The sequence below is a fragment of the Mesorhizobium sp. M8A.F.Ca.ET.208.01.1.1 genome (genome assembly GCF_004791315.1).
GTDB lineage: Bacteria > Pseudomonadota > Alphaproteobacteria > Rhizobiales > Rhizobiaceae > Mesorhizobium.
The window spans coordinates 83,186-101,427 of sequence record NZ_SRUT01000009.1; the positions used below are offsets into that span (position 1 = coordinate 83,186).

The 18,242-nt window shown below is 60.6% G+C and carries 14 protein-coding genes; 11 read left to right on the forward strand and 3 right to left on the reverse strand.

Annotation, left to right across the window (positions count from 1 at the left end; translation table 11 throughout):
• Positions 1–38 precede the first annotated feature (38 nt).
• From EN851_RS28505 to EN851_RS28515, 3 genes are read left to right on the forward strand one after another with little or no spacing between them, the layout of a single operon-like run.
• A complete protein-coding gene (locus tag EN851_RS28505) occupies positions 39–2,753 on the forward strand; it encodes an ABC transporter ATP-binding protein (protein WP_127275929.1) in 2,715 nt (904 codons plus the stop codon).
• A 34-nt stretch (positions 2,754–2,787) separates the two neighbouring features.
• Positions 2,788–3,234 (forward strand): cyclic nucleotide-binding domain-containing protein, encoded by a 447-nt coding sequence (locus tag EN851_RS28510; RefSeq protein WP_127275928.1) that lies wholly within the window; start codon positions 2,788–2,790, stop codon positions 3,232–3,234.
• Between the two features lie 23 nt (positions 3,235–3,257).
• Positions 3,258–4,106, forward strand: a complete 849-nt coding sequence (locus EN851_RS28515; protein ID WP_135930501.1) for an MBL fold metallo-hydrolase — start codon at positions 3,258–3,260, stop codon at positions 4,104–4,106.
• Between the two features lies 1 nt (position 4,107).
• On the opposite strand, the gene EN851_RS28520 is transcribed toward EN851_RS28515, so the two are convergent.
• Both EN851_RS28520 and EN851_RS28525 read right to left on the reverse strand, forming a co-directional pair.
• Entirely contained in the window at positions 4,108–4,887 is a 780-nt protein-coding gene (locus EN851_RS28520) for a polysaccharide deacetylase family protein (protein ID WP_135930502.1), read from the reverse strand.
• A complete protein-coding gene (locus EN851_RS28525) occupies positions 4,884–5,972 on the reverse strand; it encodes a glycosyltransferase family 4 protein (RefSeq protein WP_127870124.1) in 1,089 nt (362 codons plus the stop codon). The genes EN851_RS28520 and EN851_RS28525 overlap by 4 nt, the downstream gene beginning before the upstream one ends.
• 74 nt (positions 5,973–6,046) lie before the next feature.
• On the opposite strand from EN851_RS28525, the gene EN851_RS28530 reads away from it, so the two are divergent.
• The 7 genes from EN851_RS28530 to EN851_RS28560 all read left to right on the forward strand — a co-directional run bounded on the left by EN851_RS28530 (position 6,047) and on the right by EN851_RS28560 (position 15,657).
• The gene (locus EN851_RS28530; protein WP_127275924.1) at positions 6,047–7,225 is read left to right on the forward strand and encodes a DUF3095 domain-containing protein; all 1,179 of its coding nucleotides are present in this window, start codon (positions 6,047–6,049) and stop codon (positions 7,223–7,225) included.
• Positions 7,226–7,506: 281 nt separating this feature from the next.
• A complete protein-coding gene (locus tag EN851_RS28535) occupies positions 7,507–8,847 on the forward strand; it encodes an adenylate/guanylate cyclase domain-containing protein (protein ID WP_127275931.1) in 1,341 nt (446 codons plus the stop codon).
• Positions 8,848–9,004: 157 nt separating this feature from the next.
• Positions 9,005–10,900, forward strand: a complete 1,896-nt coding sequence (locus EN851_RS28540; protein WP_127870122.1) for an ABC transporter ATP-binding protein — start codon at positions 9,005–9,007, stop codon at positions 10,898–10,900.
• Positions 10,897–12,795: an ABC transporter substrate-binding protein gene (locus EN851_RS28545; protein ID WP_127870401.1), complete on the forward strand. Its 1,899-nt coding sequence runs from the start codon at positions 10,897–10,899 to the stop codon at positions 12,793–12,795. The genes EN851_RS28540 and EN851_RS28545 overlap by 4 nt, the downstream gene beginning before the upstream one ends.
• 2 nt (positions 12,796–12,797) lie before the next feature.
• On the forward strand, positions 12,798–13,796 hold the full coding sequence (locus EN851_RS28550) for an ABC transporter permease (RefSeq protein ID WP_127870121.1): 999 nt from the start codon (positions 12,798–12,800) through the stop codon (positions 13,794–13,796).
• Positions 13,793–14,974, forward strand: a complete 1,182-nt coding sequence (locus tag EN851_RS28555) for an ABC transporter permease (RefSeq protein WP_127870120.1) — start codon at positions 13,793–13,795, stop codon at positions 14,972–14,974. Before EN851_RS28550 ends, EN851_RS28555 begins: the two co-directional genes overlap by 4 nt.
• A gap of 203 nt (positions 14,975–15,177) precedes the next feature.
• Entirely contained in the window at positions 15,178–15,657 is a 480-nt protein-coding gene (locus tag EN851_RS28560) for a class I SAM-dependent methyltransferase (RefSeq protein WP_135867322.1), read from the forward strand.
• 100 nt (positions 15,658–15,757) lie between these two features.
• On the opposite strand, the gene EN851_RS28565 is transcribed toward EN851_RS28560, so the two are convergent.
• The gene (locus EN851_RS28565) at positions 15,758–17,173 is read right to left on the reverse strand and encodes an adenylate/guanylate cyclase domain-containing protein (protein ID WP_135867321.1); all 1,416 of its coding nucleotides are present in this window, start codon (positions 17,171–17,173) and stop codon (positions 15,758–15,760) included.
• A 195-nt stretch (positions 17,174–17,368) separates the two neighbouring features.
• Here EN851_RS28565 and EN851_RS28570 point away from each other — a divergent pair, with 195 nt between their 5' ends.
• Positions 17,369–18,193 carry a hypothetical protein gene (locus EN851_RS28570; protein ID WP_135867320.1) on the forward strand — a complete coding sequence of 275 codons (825 nt, stop codon included), beginning with the start codon at positions 17,369–17,371 and terminating at the stop codon, positions 18,191–18,193.
• The last annotated feature ends 49 nt before the right edge of the window (positions 18,194–18,242 follow it).

Genomic DNA, 18,242 nt, shown 5'->3' on the forward strand with positions numbered 1-18,242 from the left:
ATCCAGCACCCTTCCAACTGAAGGCTCCACGATCGCATATGGAACCCAGCCTAGCCCGCTACATCTGGAAGCACACCAGGAAGCAGCAGATCTGGATATTGTTGATCGTCTTGCTTTCGATGATCCCGTATTTCATGTCCTTCGACCTGCCGAAGCTGATCGTCAACGGCCCGATCCAGGGCAAGGGGTTCGAGCAACCGGGCGCGACCCTGCCCTTCATGAGGCTGCACTATAACCTGCCGTTCATTGGCGAGGTCCTGTTGTTCTCCGGCTTTCAGCTCGGCCGCAAGGCGACGCTGCTTGCCCTGAGCATTGTGTTCCTCTTGCTGGTCGTCATCAACGGCCTGTTCAAACTCTACATCAACACCTACAAGGGCCGCCTCGGCGAACGCATGTTGCGCCGTATCCGCTTCGATCTGGTCGATCGTGTGCTGCGTTTTCCGCCGATTTACTTCAAGCGGGTGAAATCCGCCGAAGTGGCGACCATGGTGAAGGACGAGGTGGAGCCGCTGGGCGGCTTCATCGGCGATGCCTTCCTGCAGCCGGTGCTGCTCGGCGGCCAGGCGCTGACGGCCATGCTGTTCATCATGGTCCAGAACGTCTGGCTCGGAGCGATAGCCATCGTGATCGTGGTGATCCAGATCGTGCTCATCCCGCGCATGCGACGGCGGCTGCTCGTGCTCGGGCGCCAACGGCAGTTGACGGCACGCGCGCTTTCGGGCCGGGTTGGCGAAATCGTCGACGGCATCGGCGCTGTTCACGTCCACGATACGTCGAACTACGAGCGCGCCGACATAGCTGCCCGGCTCGGGCTCATCTTCAAGATCCGCTTCGATCTTTACCAATGGAAATTCATGGTAAAGTTCCTCAACAATTTTCTGGCGCAGCTCACGCCCTTCCTGTTCTACATGATCGGCGGCTATCTGGTCATCGCGGGCCGGCTGGACGTCGGCCAACTCGTGGCCGTGATCGGCGCCTACAAGGACCTGCCTGGACCGATGAAGGAACTGATCGACTGGGATCAGGATCGGCAGGATGTCCAGGTCAAATACCAGCAGGTCGTCGAACAGTTCACCGTCGAGGATATCATTGCGCCGACGATCGGAGCACTGACGATCGACAATCCCGGTCCGATGACAAACCCGTTGTCGGCGGTCGGTCTGTCAATGGCGGACGATGGCGGTGCAATGCTCCTCAACCGGATCTCCATGCAGGTCAAGCCGGCCGAGACGGTGGCGCTGGTCAGCACCCCGACAGGTGGAGCGGAGGCGCTGGCAGAAGCCTTCGCGCGGCTGAACTGGCCGGAAAGCGGAAAGGTCGCTTCGGGCGCCGATGACCTGCTTGAGCTCCCCGAAGCAGTGACCGGCCGGCGCATGTCCTACGCCTCGTCGGATGTTTTCCTGTTCCAGGCAAGTCTGCGCGATAACCTGCTCTACGGGTTGAAGCATGCACCGCTGACATCGGTGACTTATGACGGCGCCGCGGCGGACCAGCAGCGCTGGAACATCGACGAGGCGCGCCGGTCGGGCAATCCGGATCTCGATATCCACAGCGACTGGATCGACTATGCTTCCGCCGGTGCTACCGGCCCGCACGACCTCTTCGAAGCGGTGCGCCGGGTGCTCGACGCGGTTCTTCTGTCGCGCGACATTCTGGATCTTGGCTTGCGCTCTTCGGCCGACCTAACGCGTCACACGAAGCTTGCCGGGCGTATCGTCGAACTGCGTGCAGCGCTGCGAACCCGGCTCGAACAGGAAGGGCTGCGCGAACTGGTGGTTCCTTTCGAGCCGGGCGCTTACAACACGGAAGCGACGATCGGCCAGAACCTGCTGTTCGGCGCTGCCGCCGGCCCCGAACTGGCCGACAAGGCTCTGGCGGCCAATCCCTATTTCGCTTCCGTGCTGAAGCAAGCCGGCCTCGACCGCACGCTCTACGAAATGGGCATGGAGATCGCCGAACAGGCGATCGAGCTGTTTGCCGACCTGCCGCCCGATCACCAGTTCTTCCAGCAGCTCGCCTTCATGAGCGCCGAGGAGATCCCCGCCTACGAGACCTTGCTGCAGCGGCTCAAGAACCGTTCCTACGAGGCGGTTTCGGAGGCCGACCGCGCCATGATCATCACTTTGAGCTTTGCCTATATCGAGCCCCGGCACCGCTTCGGCCTGCTGACCGACGAGCTGATGAGCAAGATCGTCGCCGCACGCAACCAGTTCTATGAAAACCTGCCGCCCGAGCTGCAAAACGCGATCGAACGGTATGATCCCGCCAAATATATCGCCGCGGCCACCGTCATGGACAATGTCCTGTTCGGGCGTCTGGGCAACAACCATCCCGACGCGCCGGACCGCATACGCTCCATCGTCTATGAAATTCTTGACGAGCTGGGGCTTTATGCCGAGCTTCTGAATGTCGGCCTGGATTTCAACGTCGGTGCCGGCGGCAGGCGGCTGACCAGTGGACAGCGACAGAAGCTCGATGTTGCCCGGGCCTTGCTCAAGCGTCCCGATTTTCTCATCCTCAACCGGCCGCTGTCGGCGCTCGACCAGCGCATTCAGGAAAAGGTGCTGCGAAACGTGCTCGAGGAAGCCAGACGCGACGGCCATTCGCCGGCAATTGTGTGGGTCGTGACGAGTCCGGCAATGGCCACAGGGTTCGATCGCGTTATCGTCTTTGACTCGGGTCAATTGGTGGAAGACGGTACACACGAGACACTTTTGGCAGGAAACGGTATCTTCAAGGAACTTCTGTCATAGTCTGGCAGACGCGAATTTAGGAAGGTTTGCGACAATGCTGCTCAAGGATGAAGTCGGAATGCTGCAACGCGTTCCCTTGTTCTCTGGCATTGAGCCGGCAAAGCTCAAGCTGCTCGCGTTCACATCCGATCGCGTGAAATACAGCGCCGGCCAGATTCTTTTCCGGCAGGGCGACGAGGCGGACGCCGCCTATGTCATCCTTTCAGGCAGCGCGGACATTCTGGTCGATTCCGATAACGGGCCGATAAAAGTTGCCGAACTGCTGCCAAATTCGATTGTCGGCGAGATCGCCATATTGTGCAACAGCTCCCGCACTGCCGCCGTCAGAGCGGCAACTGATCTGGAGGCCTTGAGAATCCGCAAGGATCATTTCCTGAGGCTTATGAGGGAGTTCCCGGAAATGACGATCGAGATATTGCGGGTTCTTGCCGATCGGCTAAGCCATACGACCGCGGATCTGATCGACGCACGAACCGCCTAGAGCTACGATGGGCGAAGAGTAGTATGGACGACGATTTTTTCCTGGTCAGATTTTGGGGCGTGCGCGGCAGCATTGCGGTATCCGGGCCAGAATTCGCTCGCTATGGCGGCAACACAGTCTGCATTGAGATGCGATGCGGCAAGCATACGCTTCTGTTCGACGCGGGCTCTGGCCTGCGGCCTGCCGGCAGGGCGTTTCAGGCGGCGGATATGACCGATTTCGACCTGCTTTTCACCCATTGCCACTACGATCACATCATCGGGCTGCCGGCTTTTGCGCCGATCTTTGACCCGAGCGTCAAGCTTACCATTTGGTCCGGGCATCTTGCCGGGCGCATGACGACCCGGCAGATGATCGATGAGTTCATACGGCCGCCGTGGTTTCCGGTGAAAATGGACGTCTGCAAGGCAAAGCTCGACTGCCGCGATTTCGTGTCCGGAGACGTGCTTCGGCCGCGCGAAGGGGTCGTGGTTCGGACCGGCAGCCTTGCCCATCCGGGCGGCTGCATAGGCTACCGGGTCGAGTGGGGCGGCCGCATCGTGGCGGTGATCACGGACACCGAGCACGAGCCGGGCAAACTCGATCAGTCGGTGCTCGGCCTCATCGACGATGCCGACCTCGTCATTTACGATTGCACCTACACCGAGAAGGAAATGGAACGCCGCCGCGGTAACGGCCACTCGACATGGCAACAGGGCGTCAAGCTCTGTGAGGCGGCCGGCGCGCGGGGGCTCGCGCTATTTCACCACGATCCGGCACGCACCGACGAGCAACTGGACGAGATGGAGAAACTGGCCCAGGACCGGTTTGCCGGCGCGTTTGCCGCGCGGGACGGCCAAACGCTCGAATTTCCAGTGCAGAAAAAGCGCTGAGCTATTTTCCTCCAGAGCCCTGTCCTGATGGATCGCGGCGTTCGATCAATGTGCTGATCGGAAGCCAGGCGCAGGATTCAGCCCGTGCGGTGACCGCGAATAGCCGTTCGAGGAAAAGCCATGCCGATTCATCATGGACGAGATGGTGCGTGAGCAGGCCGACCGGCTCGCCGCCGTCGAATGCCTGCTGCAATTGCGCGATAATGGCCTGAACCAACAGGCCATGGTCGCGGCAGCCGCGAGTGCCATGCCAGTCCATGATGTCGACATTGCTGTTGATGACCGCCAGGGGAGCGGGCTTCGGCGGGCCGAAGACCGACAATGCCGCAAATCCTATAGATCCAAGGTCGGATACCACGCCGGCGTCGATCCTGTTCCAGGGCGGGACCAGCATCGGAACGGCACGTGCGCCGTGCAGGCCGGTTACGCGCGACAGCCCGCGGGCCAGATCATCGAGCACCAACTCGGGTGGGCGATGTGCGCCGAGCTCCTGCTTTTTCTGGTCCTCGGGCGCATGATTTCGGTGCGCCCAGCCATGGATGGCGACCGTGGCATGCGGCGCCTCGTCAAGCCTGACGACAAGTTTCCCATCAGTCAGGGCCGGGATGACGGCCAGCGTGACCGGAACCGCGAATTCACCGGTCAGGTCGAGCAGCCGATCAAGCGCCGGCGTCGGATCCACGGCGTCGTCGTCGCGCAGCCAGAACTCCGCCCTGCGGCCCGTCCGTCGCAGGCGCGCCAGCTCTTTCACCAAGGGCTGCCAGATCGGATCAGATGTCATGAGACCGGGATCTTCTCGAGAAGTTCGGCCAGCCGCGCCGCTGCAGTACCGAGGGAACGTTCTTCGAGGATGAAACGTCTGGCTTCTGCGGCCATGAGGGTTCTTTCGTCGTTACGGGCCAGAAGCCTTTCAATGGCGGAAGCGAACGCCGCCACATCGCCCGGCGGGGTGAGAAACCCGGTCTGGCCATCCCGCACGACCTCCGGCACGCCGGCGATGTTCTGGGCCACCACCGGAAGGCCGGCGGCCTGTGCTTCAAGATAGGCCACACCATAGGCCTCGCCGAACCCGGGCCAGACGTAAATTCCCCCTCTGTAAAGGACATCCGGCACGGCTGCCGGCTCGATCGCGCCGAGCCATTCGATACGCTCTGCGGGCAAGCCGGCGAATTGCGCCTTGACCTCGTCACGGGCAGGCCCCTCCCCGACGACCGACATGGTCCAGGGCAGATGGCCGATCGAACCGAGCGCTTGCGCCAGCATGCGATAACTTTCGACTTTGTCGCCCGGGCGCATCATGGCGACTGTAACCAGGCGCGTCGGGCAACCCCGTGCCGGCTTTTCCCGGAATGCCGATGTGTCGATGAAGGGCGACAGTATGCCTAGAGAGGCATCGGGAATGGCATCTGCCAGTCCCTGGCGATCCCTTTGCGTGAAGCAGATGTTCAGCGCTGCCTGTTCGATGGCTCGCACCACCAACGCTTGGCTATCGGCCCACAAACCAGCGTTGCGCCGCCTGGAATAGGAGGCTTCCGCTGTCACATAGGGGACAGCAAAGGCCGACGCCAGCTCGGGTCCGATCAGGTCGGGCGCCTTGTAGTAGGGATGATAGGAGAACCAGAGGTCGGGCTTGCCGTCACGGTGCCAAAGCTTTGTCAGCCGAGTGGCTTCCTCTCGGGCCTCGATCTTGAGCGCATCGAAACTTTTCGACTCCGGTTGGCGTAGATAGAAACGCAATTCGGATGCCAGTTGGACGCTATGCCCTCCATGCTCCAGCGCCTTGACCAGCATCCGCGCCATCTGGCGGTCGCCGGAGACAACGGGATGATTGGGTGACTTCAGCGGCGCATAGAAGGCAATTCGCATCGCGCGACCCTATCATCGCAAAGCCAGGGCAAGTCAATTTCGAAGCACGATCGACTTCACCTTCAAGCAGTGGAATGTGCTATCTGATGCTCATGGAAATAGCTGCCGCTTCCGACCCGTTTGTGGCTTCTTTGCCGGTCTTCGCAAAGTTCGAAAGCGTTGCCGATATCGATAACTATCGACCTCTCCCCGATGGCTGGGCGATCGCCACCGCCGACATCGTCGGCTCGACCAAGGCGATCGAGGCCGGGCGCTATAAAACCGTCAATATGGCCGGCGCCAGCGTCATTTCGGCGCTGCTCAATGCGCTGGGTCGGCAAGACCTTCCCTATGTCTTCGGCGGTGACGGCGCGCTCGTGGCGTTCCCCGGCTCGGCGCTGGAACTCGCCCGCAACGCGTTGGCTGCTGTCCAGAGATGGGTGGCGGACGAACTGGACCTGACCTTGCGTGCGGCAATCGTGCCGATAAAGGATATAAGGGCGCAAGGCCTCGACGTCCGCGTGGCGAGGTTTCAGGCCTCCGAAGCGGCCTTCTATGCCATGTTCGCCGGCGGCGGCGGCAGTTGGGCGGAAGCCGAGATGAAAGCGGGGCGCTACCGCATCGATCCTGCGCCGGCCGGCGCGCGGCCGGATCTGACCGGCCTCTCCTGTCGCTGGAACCCGATCGAAGCCCGGCATGGCGAAATCGTTTCGATCATAGCCGTACCGGGGCCGGCGCGCGACTTGCGCGGTTTTCAGTTTCTGGCTTCCGACATCATCGCCCTCGCCGGCAGGCAGGAACGCGATGGTCACCCGGTGCCGGTGGACGGGCCGGACTACAGTTTGCTGCCCGCCGGCCTCGATGTCGAGGCGCGCGCCGCGGCGCCGCCGGGGCGGCGGTGGTTGGCGAAGCTGTGGGTAATCTTCCTGATGACGCTTACGGCTGTCGCCGACAGGTTTGGCTGGACGATCGGCAAGTTCGATCCGAAGGTCTACAAACGCGACGTGGCCAGTAATTCGGATTTCCGCAAGTTCGACGACGGCTTGAAGATGACCATCGATGTTGACGCGGATGTGTTGCAACGGATCGAGAACCGGCTGAAACAGGCAGAAGAGGCGGGCATCTGCCGCTATGGCCTGCACCGCCAGCAGTCGGCCTTGATGACATGCCTCGTAATCTCGCCGCTACAGCCCGATCACGTTCATTTCATCGATGGCGCCTCCGGTGGCTATGCGATGGCTGCCGCAAGCCTGAAGGCGAAGGTGCCTGTCTGATGGCGGCTTGCCGAAATCGGTTCTCCGCAATATGCCTTTCTGATCGTCGACACACGCAATGTATTTGGCCGCCTCGGGCTGGGTCGAGATACGGTGGTAAAGGCCTGACGGCGTCTGAGCCGGGCAATTTTTGCCCGATGTCAGGATCGTGATTGCACTCCGCCGGCAGCCTCGCCACATATGTGCGCCAGCAGATAGATGCAGTTATGCCTGCTCCTTCCCTGCTTCGAGGTGTGGCGGATCAAAGGAGAAGGCTCGTCTTCGACGGGTTTCGAGGTAGCATGAGCACAGCGCAAACAGAAATTTCGACCATTCTCATGGACAAGGTTGCCGATTGGCTGACCCAATCGGCTTTGGCCGGCAACGACTTGGAAACATTGGTAAAGGGGTTTTGCGAGCGGCTGGCTGCTGCCGGCCTGCCGCTGAAGCGGGTGCATTTGAGCTTTTCGATGCTTCATCCGCTTTATGACGCGCTTGGTTTCACCTGGATTCGCGGCCAAGGCATGGAGGTGGAAGGCTTCCGCAAACAGGACGGCGTTCATTCTGACAGGTTCCTAACCAGCCCATACTACCATCTGCTCAGCAACAAGCTCGACCATCTGCGGCGTCGGCTCGACCCGGCGGTCCCGTCGGAATTTCCTGTTTTCGATGAACTCAGGCTAATGGGCGTGACCGATTACATGGCTTTCGTCCATCCCTTCAACGGCAATACCAGTCAGGGCATGATCGGGTCCTGGTCCACCGACAGTGCTTCAGGTTTCAGCGACAGCATGATTTCGGCGCTGCTGCGTATCCAAAACCATCTCGCCATCGCAACCAAAATGGCGGTGCTCACCAAGTTGGCCGACAACATGATGACCACTTATCTCGGCGGCGACGCCGGGAGACGCGTGCTGGACGGCCAGATCAAACGCGGCGAGGGCGACACGATCCGGGCCGCACTGGTCATGGCCGATATGCGCGGGTCGACAAAGCTTGCCGAAACTTCCGGCCGCGAAATCTACATCGATACGCTGAACCAGTTTTTCGATGCCATTGCAGCACCTTTCAATCGCAAAGGCGGGCAGATCATGAGTTTCATCGGTGATGGCTTCATTGCCGTCTACCCTTGCGAAAGGCATCGCTCGCAGTCCGAGATCGCCTGCCAGTCTGCTCTGGCGGCAGCGCACAAGGCCACTGCGCGCATGATGGATCTCAATCTGCGAAGGAAGGAAAAAGGCTTGTCCGACATAAAATTTGGCATCGGCCTGCATGTCGGCAACGTGATGTTCGGCAATGTCGGGCTTACCGACCGGCTCACATTCTCTGTCTTCGGCTCGGCTGTAAACGAGGTCCAGCGCCTCCAGACCCTGACCAAGAAATATCCGCACCGCGTTCTCGCCAGCAAGGACTTCGCCAGCTATTGCGGCGCCAACAGCTGGCTGACGCTCGGCAGCGAGGAACTGGCCGGGATCAAGCAGAAGCTGACGGTGCTTTCACCCGATCTGTCGGGCGCTCTCGCACTCGATGAAGACGGTGCGCTGGAGCCGATTTACGACCGGAGATCGGAGGCCGAGCAGGTCATGCTGCTTCATCGCGATGCCGCACGGCTGTCGGCGGGCGACCGGAGGAAGCTCCAGTAGCCAGCCCCAATCCGGTCCGAACGCCTTGGCAAGCAGTCCGGTCGCTGGTTCCGCCGCTGGCGATCGTTCGAATCCAAGTTGCTCTAGGCTGGCAATGCGGTAGTCTTGCTTCCAGGGCCTGCCGCCTGGCAGGCCCCAGGGTGGGGCTGGTGTGAGAATGAATGCAGGCGTTGATCTGCTGCGGATCGAGGATGTTGGCATCTCTTTTGCCATTATCGGGGGACCGTTGCATGCCGTCAGACGTGCAAATCTCCGCGTCCTGCCCGGCAAGGTTACCGCGCTTGTGGGCGAGTCCGGTTCCGGAAAATCGGTTCTCAGCCAGGCAGTAATGGGCATTTTGCCGAACACAGCCCATGTTCGCGGCCGTATCCTGTTTTCCGATCCTGAAAAGCCCGGCACGACGCAGGATATCCTGCAGATGCCGCGTGACGGGCCCGAAATCCGGGCGTTGAGAGGCAGCCGCATCGGCAAGATCTTTCAGGAGCCTATGACATCGCTGTCGCCGCTGCACACGATCGGCAACCAGGTCAGCGAATCCCTGCAGATTCATACGCCCATGGCGCGGGCGGAGCGAAAGGCGCGGACTGAGGAAATGCTCAGCCTTGTCGGCTTTCCCAATCCCAAGCGCGCCTATGACATGTATCCGTTTGAACTTTCGGGAGGATTGCGTCAGCGCGCCATGATCGCCATGGCGCTGATCTGCCGGCCCGCTTTGTTGATCGCCGACGAGCCGACGACGGCGTTGGACGTCACCATCCAGGCACAAATCCTGCAATTGCTACGCGAGCTTCAGACCAAGCTGAACATGGCGATGCTGCTGATCACGCACGACCTCGGCGTGGTCGCCAATGTTGCCGACGAGGTGGTGGTCATTTACCATGGCGAGATCATGGAAGCGGGACCTGTCGAGGCAATATTCCGCCGGCCAAGTCACCCTTACCTGAAGGGCCTGATGGCAGCCGTTCCGCATTTCGACCTGAAGCCTGGCGAAAGGCTGAAGGCGCTGCGCGAGGTGCCGGTGAATGTCGAGAACCTGCTTGGCAAGCAGACGGCGCCGGCATCGAAGGGGCCGAGCGACATCCTGCTGTCGGTCAGGGACCTGACAAAGACCTTCACCATCCGCAAGTCTGGTTGGTTCGGCGGGGATCATCAAACCTCTGTTCGCGCCGTGGACGGCGTGAGCTTCGACATCAGGCGGGGTGAGTGCCTGGGTCTGGTCGGCGAAAGCGGCTCCGGCAAAACCACCGTCAGCAAGATCCTCATGCGGGCTGTCACGCCTAACGGCGGCTCGGTGATCTTCAATGGCCGCGATGGACCGATCGACGTCTTGGGAGGCGACAGAGACGCCCTGCGCCTGCTGCGCGCGAAAATCCAGATGATCTTTCAAGATCCGGTTTCGTCGCTTTCACCTCGCATGACGGTGGAAAACATCTTGAGCGAGCCGTTGGAAATCCATCAACGGGGCAATGCCGCGTCCCGACTAGCCACGGTCAAGAGCCTTATGCAGGCGATCGGGCTCGATCCGCGCTTCATCAAGCGTTATCCGCACAGTTTCTCCGGCGGGCAGCGTCAGCGTATCGGCATCGCGCGCGCGCTGGCGCTGGGGCCCGAACTCCTGATCTGCGACGAGCCGGTTTCGGCGCTCGATGTCTCTGTCCAGGCGCAGATCCTGAACCTCCTGAAGGACCTGCAGAAGGAACTGGGCCTGACTTACCTATTCATATCCCATAACCTGGCAGTGGTGGACTACATGGCAGACCGCATCGCGGTGATGTGCGGCGGGCGTATCGTCGAGCTTGCCCCGCGCGAAATTCTGCTTAGGAAACCGGTCCACCCCTACACGCGCTCACTGGTCGCCGCTGTACCTTTTCCCGATCTCGACAGGCCGATGGATTTCAAGACGCTGAAGCTCAGCGGCGCTTCCGACAGCAGCGCATGGGGACCGCAATTCCGCGACGAGGGCGACGAGGATGTGCTGTCGCCGCTCGATCTTGGCGGCGGCCACCTCGTGCTGGCCCGACGTTCGGCCGATGTCAGCGAGCTACGCCCTTGATCAGCCGGCGCACCGTCCTTGGACTCATGGCTTCGGCGTTTCTGCCGGGCACGGTACGCGCAGGCGATCTGGAGCCTGAATTTCTTCAGCCGCAGCTGAAGGCCAGGGCGCTGCCGGCACTCACTGAGCGCCTGCCCAAGAGCCCGCGCGTATTGAATCTCGCCGCCATGGGCCGGCAGCCCGGCCAATATGGCGGCACGCTGCGCACGATCATCGGCAGCCAGAAAGATATCCGGATGATGACCATCTATGGGTATGCTCGCCTGGTCGGCTATGACGAAAAGCTTAACATGCAACCCGACATCCTCGAAAGTTTCGACGTAGCACATGATCGTGTCTTCACTTTCAAGATCCGGGAAGGACATAAATGGTCTGACGGCAGCCTGTTGACGCCGGAGGATTTTCGCTATTGCTGGGAAGATGTCTGGCTGAACGATGAGCTTTCGCAAGGCGGGCTTGCTCCGAGCCTGCTGGCAGATGGCAAGCCGCCACGCTTCGAGATCGTCGACCCGTTGACGGTCCGCTACAGTTGGGAGGCGCCAAATCCCGACTTCCTGCCCAAGCTCGCTGCCGCCTCGCCGCTGTCACTTGTTCTGCCGGCCGCCTATCTCAAGCAATTCCACAAGAAATACCAAGATCCATTCCGGCTCGCCGGCCTAATGACGGAGAACCGGGCAAAGAAATGGACGCTCCTGCATATCCGCATGTCGCGGCAGTATCGCCCGGAGAACCCGGAGCTGCCGACGCTCGATCCCTGGCAGAACCGGACCAAGCCGCCGGCTGAACAGTTCATCTTCGAGCGAAACCCGTTCTTTCATAGAATAGACGAGAATGGCCGGCAGCTGCCCTATGTTGACCAGATTGTCATGAATGTCAGCTCGTCGGCGATCATTTCCGCCAAGACCGGTGCGGGTGAGAGCGACCTGCAAAGCATGGGAATTGACTTCTCCGACTACTCTTTTCTGAAGGATGCGGAGAAGCGTTACCCCGTGAAGATGCATCTCTGGAAACGCACACAGGGTTCGCGGCTGGCGCTCCTGCCCAACCTGAATTGTGCCGATCAGGTTTGGCGTAACCTTTTTCGTGACGTGCGCGTACGCCGCGCGCTTTCCCTCGCTGTGGACAGGCGCGAGATCAATTTGGCTGTATTCTACGGATTGGCGCAGGAAAGTGCCGATACGGTCCTGCCGGAGAGCCCGCTCTACCGGCCGGAATTCGCGAAGGCCTGGGTCGCCCATGATCCCGACCGGGCCAACGCCCTGCTCGACGAGGTCGGGCTTCAAACGCGCGACGATGACGGCCTGCGGGTACTTCCCGATGGGCGCCCGGCGCAGGTCATAGTGGAAACGGCCGGCGAAAGCACGCTGGAAACCGACGCGCTTGAGCTCATCACCGATCACTGGCGCCAGATCGGCATCGCCCTGTTCGTCCGAACTTCGCAGCGCGACATCTTCCGCAGCCGCGCGCTTGGCGGCGAGATCATGATGTCGATGTGGTCGGGCATAGACAATGGCGTGCCGACCCCCGACATGAATCCGTACCAGTTGGCCCCCACCATCGACGACCAACTGCAATGGCCACTCTGGGGCGCTCACTACCTGTCCCATGGCAAGATGGGTGAGGCGCCCGATCTTCCTGAAGTGGTCGAGTTGGTGGCTTTGCTCAAGCGCTGGAACGCTTCGTCTGAGGCCGCGGAGCGCGCCGAGATCTGGAATTCAATGCTGTCGATCTACACCGATCAGGTGTTTTCGATCGGCACTGTGAACGGAACGCATCAGCCGGTTCTGGTGTCCTCACGGCTGCGCAATCTGCCTGACAAGGCGCTCTACGGCTATGACCCGACCGCCTATTTCGGTGTCTACATGCCCGATACCTTCTGGCTTGGAGAGTCCTGAGCGTGTTTCGATATATTGTCTGGCGCATCGCTGTGATGGTTCCAACGCTGCTGATCATATCGGCGCTGGTGTTCACGATCATCGAACTTCCCCCAGGCGACTATTTCGACAGCTATGTCTCCGAGCTTCGGGCTCAGGGCGAAGCGGTAGATTCCGATCGCATCAAAATGATGCGGAAGGAATATGGGTTCGACCAGCCGCCGGTCATTCGCTACTTCTACTGGGTCGGCGGGATGCTGCACGGCGATTTCGGCTATTCCTTCGAGTATGAGCTGCCGGTTCGCGACGTCGTCGGGGACCGAATGTGGCTGACCGTCCTGGTTTCCTTCGTCACGATCATCTTCACCTGGCTCATTGCCTTTCCCATCGGCATGTACTCCGCCACGCATCAATACAGTTGGGGCGACTACGGCCTTACTCTCTTCGGCCTTCTCGGCCTTGCCATTCCCAATTTCATGCTGGCGCTGATCCTGATGTATTTCGCCAATATCTGGTTCGGCACCTCCATCGGCCATCTCATGGACCCGCAATATCTCAGTGAGCCGATGAGCTGGGCCAAGGCGAAGTCGATCCTCGCCCATCTCTGGATCCCGGTCTTGATCATCGGCACCGGCGGCACGGCAAGCATGATCCGGCGGCTGCGCGCCAATCTGCTCGATGAGCTTCACAAGCAATATGTCGTGACCGCGCGCGCCAAAGGCCTTCATCCCTTCAAGGCGCTCGTCAAATATCCGCTGCGCATGGCGCTCAATTTCTTCATTTCCGACATCGGCTCCATCCTGCCGGCCATCATCTCCGGTGCCGAAATCACCGCGATCGTGCTGTCCTTGGAGACGACGGGGCCGATGCTGATCAGAGCGCTGCAAAGCCAGGACATGTATCTGGCAGGGTCTTTCCTGATGTTCCTCGCCTTCCTGACGGTGATCGGTGTCCTGATTTCCGACCTGGCGCTGGCGCTGCTTGATCCACGAATTCGTTTGCAGGGCGGCAGCACCAAATGAACAAGCAATCCCCCCTGCCCGCTCCGGGTGCCCCACTGCAGCACTACGTTTCCATCGCGCCCTTTGACCTGCAATCAGTCGAGGCGATGACGGCGGAGCAGTCGAAGGTCTTTCAGGCATCGCAGTTGCGCCTGATGTGGTGGAAATTCCGACGGCACCGGCTTGCCCTTGTATCCGGCATATTTCTGGCAGCGCTCTATTTCGGGATCCTGATCTGCGAGTTCCTGGCGCCCTACAATCTGCACACGCGCAACATGGACTACATCTATTCGCCGCCGCAGCGGGTACACCTGTTCCATGACGGCCAGCTTGTCGGGCCCTTCGTCTATGGTCGCCAGATGACGCTGGATATGGACACACTCAAGCGGAACTACATCGACAACCAGGATGATGTTCAACGGATTCGTTTCTTCTGCAAGGGCGACCGGTACCGGTTCTGGGGCCTGGTCGAAGGTGACAGGCATTTTGTCTGTCCTGCCGAAAACGGCCAGCTCTTTCTGGCCGGCACCGACAGGCTGGGACGCGATGTGCTCTCGCGTATCATCTATGGCGCACGCATTTCACTCACGATCGGCCTTGTCGGCATCAGTTTCAGCTTCCTGCTCGGCATTGTCATAGGTGGACTGGCTGGCTATCACGGCGGCATCTTCGACCTGATCGTCCAACGGATAATCGAAGTTCTGCAATCGATCCCCAGCATTCCGCTATGGCTGGCTCTGGCGGCGATCATGCCGATAACCTGGAGTCCAATCCTGATCTATTTCGGCATCACCGTCATCCTCGGGCTGATCCACTGGACCGGACTGGCGCGGGCCGTGCGTTCAAAGCTTCTGGCCTTGCGCGAGGAGGATTACGTTCTGGCCGCGCAATTGATGGGCGCCAGCAGCAGCCGCATTATCCGTCGGCACCTCATCCCCGGTTTTATGTCGCATCTGATCGCAACGGCGACGATCTCCATACCCGGCATGATCCTGGGCGAGACGGCGCTGAGCTTCCTTGGGCTGGGCCTGAGGCCACCGACAACCAGCTGGGGCATCCTGCTAACCGAGGCGCGCAGCGTCAGCGTCATCGCGTTCTATCCATGGCTGCTTTTGCCGATGCTCCCCGTCATTCTCGTCATCCTGGCGTTCAACTTCCTCGGCGACGGTTTGCGGGACGCCGCGGACCCCTACAAGTGAGATCGCTATTCCGCCGCGCGCCCAGCCGCCGGCCACCCGGTATCACTGCCGGCCTCCGTACGGTTGTTGCAGTGTTCATCATCCGCCCCTATACGTGCCGACACGCAATCGAGCTCAGCGCGTCGCCTTCGGGATGCACTCGTGAACAGTTCTTGTCGCGGGCATTGCCTATCTCTTGATCTGGTTAGGACACACAAAAGCATATGAGTCGTCTCGAGAATTTCATCAGCAGAATGACCGCACAGCGTGACATTCTCGATCACGTCTGCGCCGAGGTGGCGAAGATGGAGGGGCTTGTGCTCGAGCTCGGCCTCGGCAATGGCCGGACGTTCCACCATCTGCGCGAGCGCCTGCCCGGGCGTCGGATCGTGGTGTTCGACCGCGAAGTCGGCGCACATGCCAGCTCAATTCCCGACGCCGAAAACCTCGTGCTCGGCGAAATACGCGAGACGGGCCGCAAGTTCATTGGCATCGAAGCCGCCCTTGTTCATGCCGACATCGGCACCGGCTATGATGATCGCGATGCTGTGACCGCTACCTGGCTTCCCGATCTGATCGCGAGCCTGCTTCGCGTCGGCGGCTTCGCGGTCAGTGGCACGCCGCTCAATCACCCGCTGCTGCAACGCCTCCCGGCGCCGACGTCGGAGCCCGCCGATCGTTATTTCCTCTGCAAGCGCGTGTGAGCGGCCGAGAGCGCTTCACGGAAACGCTGCTCCAGCTCTTTGTTTTAACGCAATTCGTGCTTTTCCCGGGAAAACCGTTTCACAGTTTTCCTGGAATTCCTCAGGGGATTGTATACACCGCGATCTCCCGCTCAATGCCGCGCAGCGAGACTTCGTGGGGCACGGGCGTCAGCGCGCTCCTGCGTAACAGATCGGCGGTGAGATTGTCGTCGACCACCGAATGGGTGGCGAAGATCGCCTGTGCGTTGGCCAGGTTCTGTACCCGTGAGGCAATGTTGACCGTCTGGCCAAAATAGTCCTGCCGCTCGTTCATGGACACGGCGATGCAAGGGCCGGCATGGACGCCGATCTTGAGCAGCAGGTCCTCGCGACCGCTTTTTTCATTGAGCGCACGCATGGCATCGCGCATCCGGAGGGCTGCGGCAATCGCACGATCAGGCGTCGCGAAGGTTGCCATCACCGCATCACCGATCGTCTTGACCACCGCGCCTGCCTCCGCCGCGACGATCTCGTGCAGAACCTGGAAATGCGCGCGCACGAGATCGAAGGCCGCAAGGTCGCCCACCCGTTCGTAAAGGGCGGTCGAACCGCGCAGGTCGGTGAACAGGAAGGTCAGGCTGGTGATTTTCAGGCGCTGGTTGATGTCGAGCGTATCCGTGCGATAGAGATCGCGGAACGTCTGGTTGGTGAGCAGGCGCTTGGCGGTGAGGAAGGGCCGGCGTTTACCCAGGAAATCGTGCAAGGCCTGGCCGGCGATGAAAACCGTCGGCAGCACGCGGGTGTCGGTCCTGTTTTCCAGGGAAATGCGCAACGGGCCGGGTTGCATCTCCAGCGTTTGGTTCTGGACATGGTCGCGGTCGAAGACCAAAGAGAGGCTTCGGCGCTCCTTTGTTGGTTCGCCCTTCACGTCGATGAACTGCGCTGAATGGGTGACCGGCTCAAAGACGATGATGAATTCGGACGGAAGCTGTATGGGCAGAAGCGCCTTTTCACCGGGCGCAAGCTCGATATCTTCCAGCGAAAACGCTTCCAACTTTTTCGCGAAATCCTCATCCGGCACATCAACACCCGAAGCCCAGTAGATCTGGCGGAAATATTCCACCAGCGGCAGTTCGTGTGGATTGTGGGCGGCAATCCTGCGTATGCGCGGACTGACGGTGAATGTCACCTCGACCATCTCGTCGAGGGTTGGCGAATAGCCCTCGGAGCACAGCGCGCAGGTGTATTCATCTTTCTGCAGGGTTTTCAGCGTGGCGTTGGTGTCGAGCACGCCGCCACAGCCTGGGCACAGAACATTCCAGGAAACATCGAAGATGCCCACCCGCGCCGCATGGAGAAATGCGCTGATGGTGCGCTCCTCGTCGAGGCCATGCTTGCTGGCGAAGGCTGGCGCATTGATGCGGCAAAGTTCGCGGTCGTTGCCGTCCGCGACGGTTCGCTTGATCGCGTCGATTACCAGTGGATCGACATCGGTCGATTGCCGCAGAAGCGAGAACAGATCCTGAGCTTCATTCATCCTGCTGGCTCCAGAAAATGCGCCTCCCAGGCGTGTTGATCGGACTGCCCTTGGTGCGAGTGCTGCATTTTACTTCGAAACGGACCATTCGAATAGGCAAGCCTGGTGATGGTTCAATTTCCATTCGGCGGATTTTCTCCGGCCGCAAGCGGCACTATGATGGTCGATAGGCGTTCATCTTTGGGGTTTTCTCCTGTGCCGACACCCGACAACCCGCCATTTCCCGCCGCCCTGCGCCTTTTCTCGGCGGGGGTCATCATCGTCCTGATCGTCGGCGCCGGCCTGTTTTTCGCGCCTGAGCTGGTCAAGCCGCGGTGGCCTTGGCCTGTCACGCCGTTCAGTGCCCGCTTCCTCGGCGGCTTCTACACCGCCGAAATGGCGGTGATGGCAGCGCTGCTGGTCTGGAATCGCTGGTCGCCCGGCAGGCTCGTCCTCGTCATGGCCTTCATCTTCACCGTCATCGTGTCGGCGGTTTCGTTGATCAATCTCGGCTATTTCAACTTCGAGCGAAAAGCGGCCTGGCTCTGGTTCCTGGTCTATCTTGCCTCGGCGGCGGTATCCGGGCTGTTCCTTTGGCGGACCAGGGCCTATCCCCCAGCAAAAGGCGTGACCCCTAACCCCACATGGCGCGGCTACATGTTGGCGGAAGCCGCGATCCTTGGCCTCTATGGCATCGGCATGTTGCTATTCCCTCAAAGGGTCAGCAGCACCTGGCCATGGCCGGTCGATCCCTTCCACGCCCAGGTCTACAGCGCCATCTTCCTCGCCGGCGCCGGCGGCGCCTATCTCGTCTGGAAAAACGCGCCGCGCGAGGAACTGCTGGTGCTTGGCCTGGCGCAGTTTCTGGTCGGCCTGCTTGCCATCCTTGGCCTCGTCATCACCGACGCTGCGGTGCACCGGATCGACTGGAGTGCGACCGCTACATTGTGCTGGCTCGCGCTTTTCGGCTGGATCGGCATCAGCGGCGCCTTCAAACTCTACGCCGCCTCCCGGTATTTTGGCTTGCAATCGGCATCATAGGCTGCAGAGATAGCTGGATTTTCAGGTGACGTCCGGCGCATCGTGCCGG